8 protein-coding genes are annotated in these 13,565 nt (G+C 51.2%); 7 read left to right on the top strand and 1 reads right to left on the bottom strand.

What is annotated here, in order from left to right; all coding sequences use genetic code 11:
- Window positions 1-36 precede the first annotated feature (36 nt).
- A complete protein-coding gene (locus SD71_RS18185) occupies window positions 37-5,148 on the top strand; it encodes an Athe_2463 domain-containing protein (RefSeq protein ID WP_041066396.1) in 5,112 nt (1,703 codons plus the stop codon).
- Between the two features lie 57 nt (window positions 5,149-5,205).
- Here the strand turns inward: SD71_RS18185 and SD71_RS18180 are convergent, their stop codons facing one another.
- Window positions 5,206-6,213, bottom strand: a complete 1,008-nt coding sequence (locus SD71_RS18180) for a ketoacyl-ACP synthase III (RefSeq protein ID WP_041066393.1) — start codon at window positions 6,211-6,213, stop codon at window positions 5,206-5,208.
- A gap of 513 nt (window positions 6,214-6,726) precedes the next feature.
- On the opposite strand from SD71_RS18180, the gene SD71_RS18175 reads away from it, so the two are divergent.
- The 6 genes from SD71_RS18175 to SD71_RS18150 all read left to right on the top strand — a co-directional run bounded on the left by SD71_RS18175 (window position 6,727) and on the right by SD71_RS18150 (window position 13,532).
- Complete coding sequence (locus tag SD71_RS18175; protein WP_200889622.1) at window positions 6,727-7,773, top strand: autoinducer 2 ABC transporter substrate-binding protein; 1,047 nt, start codon at window positions 6,727-6,729, stop codon at window positions 7,771-7,773.
- Between the two features lie 93 nt (window positions 7,774-7,866).
- A complete protein-coding gene (locus SD71_RS18170; protein WP_041066390.1) occupies window positions 7,867-9,381 on the top strand; it encodes a sugar ABC transporter ATP-binding protein in 1,515 nt (504 codons plus the stop codon).
- A 3-nt stretch (window positions 9,382-9,384) separates the two neighbouring features.
- Window positions 9,385-10,377: an ABC transporter permease gene (locus SD71_RS18165; RefSeq protein ID WP_052476383.1), complete on the top strand. Its 993-nt coding sequence runs from the start codon at window positions 9,385-9,387 to the stop codon at window positions 10,375-10,377.
- Window positions 10,377-11,363, top strand: coding sequence for an ABC transporter permease (locus SD71_RS18160; RefSeq protein ID WP_052476382.1), 987 nt, complete (start codon window positions 10,377-10,379; stop codon window positions 11,361-11,363). The genes SD71_RS18165 and SD71_RS18160 overlap by 1 nt, the downstream gene beginning before the upstream one ends.
- A gap of 3 nt (window positions 11,364-11,366) precedes the next feature.
- Window positions 11,367-12,581 (top strand): ROK family transcriptional regulator, encoded by a 1,215-nt coding sequence (locus SD71_RS18155; protein ID WP_052476381.1) that lies wholly within the window; start codon window positions 11,367-11,369, stop codon window positions 12,579-12,581.
- A gap of 117 nt (window positions 12,582-12,698) precedes the next feature.
- Window positions 12,699-13,532: a sugar phosphate isomerase/epimerase family protein gene (locus SD71_RS18150; protein WP_041066387.1), complete on the top strand. Its 834-nt coding sequence runs from the start codon at window positions 12,699-12,701 to the stop codon at window positions 13,530-13,532.
- Window positions 13,533-13,565 lie beyond the last annotated feature (33 nt).

The following is a 13,565-nucleotide window of genomic DNA, read 5'->3' as shown; positions in this document are numbered from 1 at the left end:
TTTTTAATGTATTGATTAGTTGGAGGAGGACACTTTATGAAAAAATTACATCATAATATTATGATATATCTCGTTGTTTTTGCATTCATCGCAATAAGTCTGCCGCTTTATCCAGAAGGGATCGCTCAAGCAACCAGTAGCAAGGAAATTTGCGAGGGTGCATACAAGAAGCGGTTTCCCGATGTACAGCCACCAAATGGAATTATTTGTGTGAATAAAAAGACGAATCCAAATGACTGGGTTGAATTTAACGCCAAGCTCTATAGGGATCAAAGAGTCATTGCATATGGAACACAGGAATCAGCAAATGGCCCTAGTGATTTCAAAACGTCTTGGCAGGATTTAACTGGCACTGTCTATAAAGCAAGTGTTGAGAAAGAAGTTGACCAAGGTGGGGTTCAGGTAACTCATCCCGCTTTCACGAAATACGGCGTGGGTAACGGAGAATACCGATATTATGGCTGGGATGTCAACGGCAATCTATATACGAATGTCTTTTTTCCAACTGATGCATATAGCGGTATTGACCCGGATTTAAAAAAATACGTCTACCATCCATGGGAAAGTGAGTTACTCAAGGGAAATAGAAATAAACCTAACGGCTTCGGTCCCATCTGGGGGGATAGAGTAACAAAACCTCAAGACATTTACAGAAGAGGAGAATATTTCGTAAATGAAGTCAACCATATAATCAAAAGCAATCAAGTCACGGTTCGCTATCAGGCGAAAGATTCTGTCACAGATCCTCGGAGTCCTAAGAATCTTTTTGACTATATGTATGTGCAGCAAGCCCCGACGTCGCAGGCTCCTGGGTCAGGGAGACTTTTTCATGTGAATTCCGATGGGAGGCAGTGGTATCAGTCCTATGTTTTGGACCAGATACAAACAAAGAAAAGGCCTGGAATTACAGCTTCAATCGTGCCCGACGCCAACATTACGACCACTGATTTAAGCAAAATTGCCGACGGTACGATATGGAAGTGGAAATTATCCGGTGAAATTAACGATGACGAGTATGTAACGGATACTTTGGAACGCACTCTGAACTACACTCGTTTTGATATTGAAAAATGGGAGTTCGAGGTTACCTACACCTATCCGGGAGGATCGGAAACTCAGATTCTCACCTCGCGCAATAATGGCGATTTAACTTTAAAAGATAAAAAGAAAAATGCATCCAAAAACCCGGATCTGGCTCTGAAGCTTGATAAATCCAAACTCAAAGCTGGAGATACTCTCAAAATCATCCTCACTGCGAGGACGTATTATTACAATAATAGTCAGGCCGATGAAGATACCACTCAGAAAACGTATATTTTTAACGGCGAAGCGCCCGAGGAAGACAGCACTCCTTCTAACACACCCCCGCCGGAGCCAGGAGGTCCGCCCCCGCTCACATGTCAACCGAATATCCCTGGCGATGCGTTTGACATCGTTCCTTTTGGCGCGTCTGATGGTACGGATTTGTCCCGGATCGCCGACCGATCGGTAACGGTCGATGGGGTGGCCATAGATGCGGATGAATTTTGGAGCGGTAAGTATGTGTTCGGCGATGATATCCAAGGGCTGCATATCGTTTCGGTGAAGTGGACACCTAAGCCGGGAGAAGACGAGAATGGAGCGGTGATGTGTGACACTTGGCGGGTTATTAACGTGCACGATACCAAACCTCGAGCGCAATTTAAATTCTACGGCGGTTCCTTCAAAGAAAATCGCAAAATGTCGGTGGATAACACATCCAGCGCTCCGGATGCCAACGATCCGCTTGTTATTGCGACTTACCCAATTATTAGCGCGGATTGGAATTGGAGTGCTATTGAAGGATCTGACTCGGATCGAAGAATGAAAGCAGACGGTGCGGATCATAAGGAGTTTCTATATAAAAAGCCCGGCGAGTATCAACTCACCCTAACTGTAACCAACGCTCTGGGCCGAACGTCCGACCCTTACGTGCTACCTTTCAGCGCTTTAGAAGACTATAAACCGGCCATCATAATGCACCCGTATTCAAGCCAAATTTCGCGCAATGAATCTCTTACGTTGTTCTATGATGCGGTGAGCACGGACGGCGATATTATCCGGAATCAACATTTTGACGTTTATTACGATGCGGATGATGATGAGTCTTACTCCGAGCTTCTTGAGAGCTTCGATGGACCTTTGTCGCAATATAAGCCGTCTCAGAGCAAGCTGGGCAAATACCGAATCGTGGCAACGGTTGATGAAGACTTCGGACAGGAGACTTTCCCTGAATTCATAACTTCGGCTGATAAAAGGGTGAGTCAAACACAATTTGAATTTGAGTTGGATAACTACATACCTTACGCAGACTTATATACAGACATACCGTCCATCCGTCAACAAGTCGACGCTGCCATGCTGCTGGATAAGAACTTGTCTCAAAGTAAAATCGATTATGTAAGAGGGAATGGAGTTGAAATAAACAACCAGCTGCGTTACGAAGGAATCGACCCGAATTTAAATGTCTGGGACATGCATACTTATACTTACTCTCAAGCCGCTTCAACTGTGGTTAACACAGGCAGTTATCCGCCAGGTACTTATGACTATTGTTCTAACGGATACTGTGGAACACTGAACCGGCAGTCTACCTCTGACAACGGCTCTTACCGTGATTTCGGAGGCAATCAGACAGTCGTTGATGTTCCGGGACATACGGCAACCAGAGAAATTCCTTGGTGCTACGGCTCTGCCGGACCAGGCAGACCTGTTTACAGCCATGCGCCCCCTTGCAGTCTCGGTTCAAATTCAACGACGAAAACCGAAACCTATTGGGTCGACACAACTTACAAAGAGGTTTGGGTATCGGATATCAGATGGGTCAGCAATTGGTATGCAACCTATACAGGCACCATCTACAAAAATGTCCGCCAGCCCTATTCGAATCCCTATGTTCGAACTGTCGCCGACAAGTATCTGATCTATATTTCAGACAATATCATCAATGAGCTGCCGGATTTTAATAAAGTGAAAGGTTTGTCAGACGGCAAAATCATCCTCGTAGGCTCGGAAGCGATCAAGACACAGACAACTCATGACCATTTCATTGCGAATATCGGTCAGCCTATTGAGGAAATCATTGCTAGAATCGTAGATTATATTGCATCTAATAATCCTCCGACGGCTTCTCAAACCGTGCTGATCGGAGAATCTTTCAATATGCTGACGGATGAAACCGATCCCGAATCCGACCCGATTGTGCTGCCGCAAACGATGTATGTCCACAATGACAGCTACTATGATAATTCGTTGGGGCGCGCGGCTTATGCTGTTGAAAAATATGATGCCGGATCTTGGACAACCGAGACGCTAAGGACGAGTTTCTCGTTACCGGGCGAATATCAAGTATATCGAAGAGTAAAGGATGAGCCGAGCACCGACCCGGCACTTGCGCATTACAGCTACTGGTCGAACGAAGCGAAAACAATTATACGTGCACATCGAAAGCCGATCGCATTGGCCGCTTTGGATTGGACGTACGACTTAAGCTGCACCTGCTATAACACATCTTGGGTTGATGAATCCTATGATCTGGATCATAACATCAGCGACCCGATAAGCCGTGGAATTAAAGAGAGGAAAATAAGCTACCGGGTCGGGGGAGAGTGGTATTATCAAATCCCTGACAAATTGGCGCCCGGAACCTATCACTTGGAGTATGTGGTGCAAGATATAGAGGGAGCCTGGTCCGACCCATTCGTGCTGGATTTTACGCTTGCGGCATCCCCGCCGCCGCAGCTGAAAGCCAAGCTGAAGTCGACGGACGGGAGCTTCACTTTAGCGGGCGGTGTGCCGGCCGGTGAAAGTGTTACGGCCTACGAGTTGTGGACACGTTTCCCTTATTCACTGGATATGCAATTCACAATGGGCGGCTATATCAATAAAACTTCGCATTATTTTACCGGCACTAAAAACGGAAGTGATATATTGTGGGACGATGTCGTGACTCAAATTCCGACAGTTGCCCCTGATGGAAGCTATACCTACCGAATCTCTGCGAACGGGTCGGGCGGCGTCGCCGCGGGCAAAGACTTCACGGTTAAAGTGTTGACGCCGATCAATCTAGTTCCGGGTATCACAAACTCCGACGGCCAGACTACCGATACGATCATATTGGGGTATCCGTTCAGATTTACCGCCGCTACGACAGAGTATCCGAGTCAGGTTACTCTTGTCGCTTTCAAAGGAATGCCGTTTCAGAAGGCCTTGAGCTTGACGGGCTCTGTATCATCCACAGCAGGTATAGGAAGCAAGCAATGGAATGTCCTTTATACTCCGACCGGTTCTATACCCGACGGGACCTACACGTTTGAATGGACGGCAAGAACGCCTAACGGCAATGTGGAAGTTAAAACCGTGCAAGTTAAATTTATTAGAAACACACCGCCATTCGGAGACTTTACAGCTTACACATATGACCCTGACAATACAACGATGCCCGTGTATGAAGGCGATACACTCCATATTCGTTCTACGGGTGTAGGCGACAATGAACGAGATGCACTAACCATTCGATACGAGATCGTGGACCCGGCGGGTACCAAGCGGCATGATCAGACGTTTAACAGCAGCTATCCCTACACCGCTGTCGGGCCTGCATTTGCCATTCCAAGCGGTGCATCGGCCATCGGCACCTGGACGATCCGGCAGACAATCAGCGACGGCAAAGCGGCTCCGGTCATCAAAACCAAGACTTTGCTTGTCCGCGCACTTGGCGTTCAAGGTTATGTTCGCCATACGGACGCCTGGGAAGCGAACCGGCTCCGTTACAATGATAGGCATCCCAAAGCGCCGCGCCCCGCCGATTGGTTCTGGGCCGGTGAAGCGTTCGTGTTGGAGGCTTCCGTCACGGGCACAGGAAATTCAGGTACAAAGCCGGTTGCGGTGAAAGCGGCGGCTGCGTCTGCGCTGCAGAAGAGTTTATCTGCCAGCCCTGCATTACCAGCCATCTGGAAAGGACTTCTTAAGGAAGGGGATACGAGTATCTCTTTTGAGAAGCTTGCGGAGGGCACCTATACTTTTGTGTTTACGGTGACTTACAGCAACGGAGTAACGAAAACCTCCGCCGTTCCGATCCGAATCCAAGATACAACCGATCATTACTTTCAAGTTCATCGCCTTCAATAAGGCAAAAGGAAAGCGCCCGTTCTTGCGACATTGCAGTCGACGAACGGGCGCTTTACATTATGATAATGTCCACTTGACCAAAAGACCAGACTGCGTTAATCCTGCTCCGAATCCGTATAGAGCCATCAGATTGCCGGGTTTAAGTTTGCCTTGTTTGTATGCTGCATCCAATGCCAACGGAATTGATGCTGCGGAAGTGTTGCCGTTGCGGACGACACTTTCCAGGACTTTGTCAGAAGGAAACTCAAGTCGCTCGCAGATCGCCTCGATCATCCGAAGGTTGGCACTGTGCGGTATGAACCAGTCCAGGTCGCTGAGCCGGTGCCCACTTTTTTGAAGCAAATCCGTGACCCCTTCAGGAATCGTCGATAAGGCCCATTTGTATACTTCACGGCCGTTCTGTACCAAGTTCCCCTGGCCGAGTAAGATCTCGGTGTCCAATTGCTTGGATAAACCCGTGCAATAAACATGACTGCCGCCGGTGCCTTCGGTGACGGCGTTGGAAGCCAGCAGGGCACCCTCTTCAGAGGTTTCCATGAGAACGGCGCCCGCACCGTCGCCGAATAAGATGCATGTGGAACGGTCGGTATAATCCGTTATTTTGGTAAGTGTTTCGGCGCCGATGACCAGAACTTTCCGATACGCTCCGCTAAGAATGAGTCCGTTAGCCATTTGCAGAGCCGTAACGAAACCGGCACAGGCGGCGCTGATGTCAACCGCGAGGCATCTTGCGGCACAGATCGCCTTCTGCACTTGCGCGGCAACAGAGGGAAAAGGCATGTCCGGCGTAGATGTTGCGACGATAATGGCGTCTACATCTTGCTGTGAGGACGGGAAGCGTCCGAACAGATCCTGTACGGCAGCAATGGCCAGATGGCTCGTAAACTGGTCGTCCGCGGCTTGATGGCGTTCTTCAATCCCCGTTCGGCGGAGGATCCATTCGTTATCGGTCTGGACCATCTGCTCCAAGTCCGAGTTCGTAATCACTTTAGGAGGGACATAGCTGCCGATTGCCGTTATCTCAGCTTTCGATACGAAGTCCGTGCGCTGGGAAGGCTGTTTCATGATCGATCACCCTCATCTATTTATTTTTAGTATATAGTATTAGTACCTGGTATTAGAACATATCGTACTCTTACTAATTACCCCTGTCAAGTTAAGTGGTGTCAGCGTCTTTTTCCAGGCCCTCTCACGGTTGATCGTATAGGAAGTATAACCCAAATTTATTTACCGCTAATGAAGTTATCAAAGTTCAGTCGAGTGAAATTCTAGCTTGTATCTCCAAGTTTGGAGCAGCAGGCTTTTTGTTATGCAATTTTAATTTTTTATTAAAAACCCGATTGTTATCACAGTAAAAGTAAGGATAACAATTTAATTTTTTCTAACTTTTTATCATTGACTGTTAAAAGATTAGGGTTTATATTCAAAACTATCAAGGTTGAAAGCGTAACTCATTATCCAAAAGCTGGTCAAAGGGAATTTCTGAAAGGAAGTGATGCTGGAAACGGCTATTATTTCGATTCTTCATGAAAGGGATTTCAGAAAGGGCTTTCGCACAAACATACGGGAGGGTACTTCATGAAAAGTTTCAAAATGCTAAAAATCGTACTGGCAACAACCGTTATCGGTGCCATGCTCGCAGGCTGCGGCGTATCAGTCAAAAAAAATGAAGGCGGTGCAGCGTCTCCTGCAGCTTCTGGCGCCAACGGTGCGGACAAGCAGTATACGATCGCATTCGTTCCTAAATTGGTTGGCTTCCCCTATTTCACCAGCATGGATAAAGGCGCTCAAAAAGCGGCCAAAGAGCTCGGCGTAAAATGGATCTACCAAGGCCCGACGACGGCCGACGTATCCGAACAGGCCAAATATGTAAGCGGTCTTATCGATCAGAAAGTTGACGCGGTAGGCGTTGCGGCCAACAGCCCGACGGCTCTCAATCAATTGATCGGCAAGGCGAAGGGACAAAACATCAAGTTCTTCACATCCGACTCCGACGTCACCAATCCGGACCGCAGCCTTTTCGTCCAGCAAGCGACGGATAAGGATCTCGGCTACGCTATGGCCGATATCATCGCCGAAGAAGTCGGCGGCGAAGGCAAGGTAGGCATCCTGTCCGCAGGCTCTACCGCAACCAACCTGAACGCATGGATCGGATTCGTTAAAGAGCGGTTGGCAGAGAAAGCGCCTAAGATTCAATTGCTGGATACGCAATTCGCAGGCGAAGATATCAACAAATCGACGCAAATCGCCTCCCAAATCATTGCGGCTAACCCGGATATCAAAGGCTTCATCGGCATCTCGGCAGCCAACACTCCGGGAATCGCGGAAGCGGTTAAACAAGCCGGCAAAACCGGCGAAATCGCCATAACCGGTATCGGAATTCCGAACGGCGTCAAGCCGTACATCAAAGCCGGCGTCATCAATAAAGCGATCCTTTGGGATCCGGAGAAATTGGGCTATCTCACCGTCTGGGGCGTGCTCCAACAGCTGAAAGGCGTAGAGCTCCAAGCGGAGAACGACGTTCCCGGCATCGGCAAGGTGAAATACGACGCGGCAACGAAGTCGCTTCTGCTCGGACCGCCGCTGGTATTCGACAAGGAAAATATCGACAACTACGATTTCTAATTCAGCAGGCTTAAGAGATTAAAATGTCCGGGTCTGCCGGCTCGTGCGGCAGACCCGGACACCAAGCTATTGGGAAGGGAAGGGGTTGAGCGCGTGCCTCATTTATTGGAACTCGTTGATATCTCAAAATCTTTTGGCGGAACCCACGCGTTAAAAAGCGTCAGCATTTCCCTCCAAGCCGGCAAGCTTCATGCGATTGTCGGGGAGAACGGCGCAGGCAAATCCACTTTGATCAAAACAATCATGGGCGTTCACCAGCCGGATGCCGGTCAAATGTTCGTGGAAGGCGAGCCGGTGAAGATTGCCAACCCGTCCGTTGCGCGCAAGCTCGGTTTTTCGGCCGTTTTCCAGGATCCGTTGACCTATCCGCACCTGAGCGTTCTGGAGAACATTTTTCTGACAGACCCCATTCTGAACAAGATGGGCAATCTCGATTTCGCCGCCATGGAACGCAAGATCAAACCGTATTGCGAGCAGCTCGGGTTTGACGTCAAACTGCTTCATCGCGAAATCCGTACGCTGCGGCTGGGCCACAGACAACTGGTCACCATTCTGAAAGCTCTCGTAGAAGACGCAAGACTGATCATTTTCGACGAACCAACCGCGATCTTGTCTGCAGGAGAGATCGATCACCTTTTCAAAATCATCGACTATTTGAAAAAGAACAACAGAGCTGTTGTTTATATATCTCACCGCCTTGAGGAACTGATGCGGATCGCCGACGAGGCGACGATCCTGACGGACGGGCGCACGGTCGGGCACCGCACCAAAGAGGAGCTGAGCATCGACGACTTGCTCACCAAGATGTCGGGCAAGGACATGCGCGACTATCAACCGGATGTCCGGCTGAGCAAGCCGGACGGAAGCCGGCAGCCCGTAGTCGAAGTAAAACAGCTTGGCAAGCAAGGCCAATTCGAGAACATCGACATGCAAATTTGGCCGGGCGAAGTGCTCGGCGTATACGGGCAAGTAGGCGCGGGGCGCAGCGAAGTGGCCTTGAGCATGTTCGGCATGAGAGCGGCGGACCGCGGGGAAGTATGGATCGAAGGCCGGAAGGTGAAGATCAAGCACCCCAAGGACGCGATCAGCAAAGGGATCGGTTATTTGCCGGAAGATCGCAAATCCCAAGGCGTGTTCTCGTTCCAATCAATTTCGAACAACTTGATCAGCGTCGTGTTCCGCAAGCTGCGGGGACCGCTCTTTTCCTTAAACAGACGGAAAACGAACGAGCTCATGGAGAAATACCAGAAAATATTGAGCATCAAATACGGCGCGCCTTCCGATCCGATTTCGAGCCTGTCGGGCGGCAACCAGCAGAAAGTCGTGCTCGGCAGATGGATGGCGGAAGATTTGAAGCTGCTGATCCTCGACGAGCCGACGCAAGGTGTCGACGTGATGACCAAGCGCCAAATTCACGATCTGATCAAATCGCTCGCGGCAGAAGGTCTCGCCGTACTCGTCATTTCGTCCGACCTGCCGGAGCTGCTTTCCGTCAGCTCGCGGATTCTGGTCATGAACCGCGGCCGGATCGTCGCGGAATACGACGAGACGCAGGATGACCTCGCCCAAAAACTGCTCAGCAGCGCGGTCGGAATAGGAGGGAAGTAAACGGTGTCACAAACTACTGCCGCAACGAGAAGCGGCTCTATGGAGTCGCTCAAACACAGCTTTTTGATGAAATACGAATTTATCTTGTTCGTTCTAATCGCGCTTATCGTTCTCTTCCTGTCCATAACGACAGACGGCAACTTCTGGAACCAAGGCAATTTGTCCAGCGTGCTGGTCAGTGTCTCGATCGTAAGCATTGCAGCAGTCGGCGCGACACTCGTCATCATCACATCCGGCATCGATATTTCCGCCGGTTCGGTGCTGGGGTTGACGGCCACCGTCGTCGCCTTGGGCGGACAGCATGGTCTTCCGCTGTGGCTGATCATTGTATCCGCACTCGCGACCGGATGTATCGCCGGTTTCATTAACGGTTATCTGATCGCTGTGCACAAGGTCCCCGCCATTATCGTGACGCTGGGCACGCTCAGCATCTGGCGCTCCGCCGTATTTATGTTGTTGGGCGGCAGCTGGGGCACCGACATTCCGATGGAATTCTCGGAGTGGTTCATCATGACCAAGCTGGCAGGCGTTCCGCTGATTTTCTGGCTCGTCATCGTACTGGTGCTCGTCTCCGGCTACATGATGAACAACCGCAAATGGGGACGGTACATCTACGCGCTCGGCAACAACGAGGAAGCCACCGTCTTCGCCGGCCTTCCGACCAAACGTCTGCTCGTCTTCATTTATGTCATTGCCGGTTTGCTGGTCGCCGTGTCGGCGCTCGTGTCCCTGGGACAATCTCCGATCGTGCAATCTTCGTCGGGCCAAGGCTTCGAGCTCAGCGTCATCGCAGCTGTAGTCATCGGCGGTGCCAGCATCAGCGGTGGACGCGGAAGCATCATGGGCGCTTTCCTCGGCGCCATTCTGGTTGAACTGGTCCGCAACGCCGTCATCCTGCTTCACATTCAACCGTTCTGGACAGGCGTGGTCATGGGCGTGATGATCATTATCGCGGTTCTGGTCAGTCTCTCGAGAGATAAAGGAGGCGCAAACTGATGAAGTCATTCGGCAAATCATTGAATCAGTATCTTGCGCTGATCATTCTGATTGTCATTGTTGTCGTCGGCGCCAACATGCTGTATCCCGGCGCAACGTCCATCGACAATATCTATTCCATGAGTACGTTCGGCGTGGAAATCGGCCTTATTGCACTCGGCATGACGCTGATCATCATGGCCGGCGGAGGCGGAATCGACCTCTCCGTTGGAGCGATTTACGCGCTCACGCAAATCATTGCCGCTTACCTCATGGCGGAGGGCGTAAACATGTGGGCAGCCGTGGGCATTGCGATCCTGTCCGGCGTCTTCATGGGCTTCGTCAACGGCTACATGGTGACAAAGCTGCGGATTCCGGCCATTATCGCCACGCTGGCCACCATGTATGTCTTTAACGGGCTTGCACTGCTGATCAGCAACGGCGTAAACATTGCCGGCATGCCGGAGGAGTTCGCGATTTTTGGTCAGGGCGTCATGTTCGGCAACATCCCGTTCCAATTTATCGCCATCTACTTGCCGGCTTTGATCATTATCGGTTACTTGCTGAGCCGATCCCTTTTCGGATATCAACTGTATCTGACAGGAACGAACGACGCCTCCGCGAAATTGGCAGGCATCAACACCGATCGCGTGCGGCTGATCACCTATATGCTGACCGGTCTCCTGTGCGCGATTGCAGGCATCATCGGCAGCTCCCGGCTTCTTACGGCGCGGCCCGACGCAGGCGATATCATGAACCTGCAGGCGGTTACGATTGCGGTATTGGGCGGGGCGAGCATTTTCGGCGGCCGCGGCACGGTGATCGGTACGTTCTTGTCGACCATTGTCATCACTTTGCTGGCTTACATTTGCAACCTGATCAACATCAACGCTGTCATGCAGACAGGCGCAATCGGCATCATTCTGATCGTCATTACGCTCGGACAAAACAATTTCGGAGGTTTGAAACGCCTCAAAAGCGTCTTTTTGGCTAGGAAAGCGGTGTGAACCATGAATCTTGCATCTATGACGGCCCAAGTGCTGCAGGTGATCCGCCGGGCATGCAGGCCACTCTCCAAAACCGATATCGCCTCCGCCACCGGATTGTCGCTGTCTGCGGTATCCGAACATGTCGAACGGCTGACCTCTGAGAAGCTGATTCTCGGCGCCAGCGTAGGCATGTCGAGCGGGGGGCGGAAGCCGAAGCTGTACACGCTCAATGAGAAAGCCGGATGGATCGTCGCCGTTGAACTCGGCACAGCCTCCGTCCGGGTCGGCATTTCCGATTTTGATTGCAAAATCCTGGATTACAAAAGTACGCCGATGGTTATGAACGAGGGTCCGAAGAAGACGTTGACCCGAGTTCATGAACTCGTCGAAGGGATGCTGGATGCAAACGGGATCGAAAAACGGAACGTAATGGGAATCGGAATCGGCTTCCCCGGGCCGGTCGAGTTCGCCACCGGATTGCCGGTATCGCCGCCGATCATGCCGGGCTGGGATCAGTACCCGATCCGCGAATTCTGGGCGCAATATTTCGACTGCCCTTGTTATGTGGACAACGACGTAAATATCATGGCGGTCGGCGAACATGCCAAAGGCTTGAACTTTCAAGTCGATAACCTGATCTACATCAAAATCGGCACAGGAATCGGCGCAGGCATTATTGTCGACGGCAAGCTGTACAGAGGCATTAACGGCAGTGCCGGCGATATCGGCCATATCGACGTCGGTCTGAAAGTGGACTGCTGGTGCGGCAACCGGGGCTGCCTGGAAGCGCTGGCCGGAGGCAAGGCGATTGCCGCACGGGCGAAACAGCTGGCCCAAGAAGGGAAAAGCGATTTCCTGCGGGATAGGTTGAAGCTTCAAGGCGATTTAACGGCGAAGGATGTCGGGCTGGGGCTGCAATCGCTGGACAGCGCCTCGATCGAACTGATCAGGGAGAGCGGGGATACGATCGGGCGCGTGCTCGCCTCGCTCGTCAATTTCACAAATCCGTCCCTTGTGCTGATAGGGGGGGGCGTCGCCGAGCTCGGCGACATCCTGCTCGCTTCGATCCGTCAAGGGGTGTACCGCCGCTCCCTGCCTCTGGCCACGAGGAATTTGGCCATCAATCAATCATCGCTTGGCAAGATGGCCGGGTTGATCGGCGGCGCATACATGACGATCGACCAGTTGATCTCCAGCCGGATCGACGCTCCGGAAACCGCCATCATCAAGTCGTAAGTCGATGTTGTTGATCCTGATAAGGGGGGATGCCCTTGAACCTAAACTTCATCATTCGGGATTCAAAGAAATGCGTCACCATGCTGAATTAAACAAATAAGAGGAGTGAAGCGTGCAATGTTCAAGTATAGCTTTTGCAACCTGGTGTGGTTTAAAGAGGAACTTACGAAGAGCCTGGACCGCTTGGCCCGTTACGGCTACGATGCGATCGATCTGTATGGGGAACCGAGCGTTTATAACTATAGCGATGTAAGAAAAGGTTTGAAAGACAACGGTCTTGTCGTTTCTTCCATCTGTGCAATCTACTCCGCCGAGCGCGACCTCGCTCATCCCGACGCCGCCGTGCGCAAAGTAGGTCTGGATTATGTAAAAAGCGTAGTGGATATGGCTGCCGAAGTAGGCGCGTTGACGATGGGCGTGGCGCCGACTTCATGCATGAAGACCGCACCGCTTGCAAACCGCGAAGACGAAATCAAATGGGCGGTGGAGAACATCCAAATCGCCGCCGACTATGCGAAACAGCACAACGTGAAATTCATTTTCGAGCCGTGGAACCGCTATGAGCACTACTGGCTGAACCGCGTCGACCAAGCGCTGGAACTTGTGAAGCAAGTCGGCCGCGACAATGTCGGCGTCATGGGAGATGTGTTCCACATGAACATCGAAGAAATTTCCGTGGACGACGCGATCCGCAACGCCGGCGATCTGTTCTGGAACGTGCACCTGGCGGACAGCAACCGTGCCGCGCCGGGCGTTGGCCACTTCGATTTCACGCCGGTCATGCAAGCATTGAAAGATATCAACTACCAAGGTTATGTCTCTTATGAAATTCTTCCGGCTTCGGCTGATCCGTTCGGCGTGTTGGAAAAGGGCGTCGGCGAAGAGTGGATGGACGAATACGCGAAACAAAGCATCGAGCACATCAAAGCCATCGAGAAAAACCTGAAGTAATGCGAGCATTAATCGAACAAAATCGAATTCATT

The organism is Cohnella kolymensis, assembly GCF_000829465.1.
In the GTDB taxonomy this organism is placed as follows: domain Bacteria; phylum Bacillota; class Bacilli; order Paenibacillales; family Paenibacillaceae; genus Cohnella; species Cohnella kolymensis.
The sequence above is the reverse complement of the archived record's forward strand: the minus strand, read 5'-3'. Positions and strand labels throughout refer to the sequence as shown.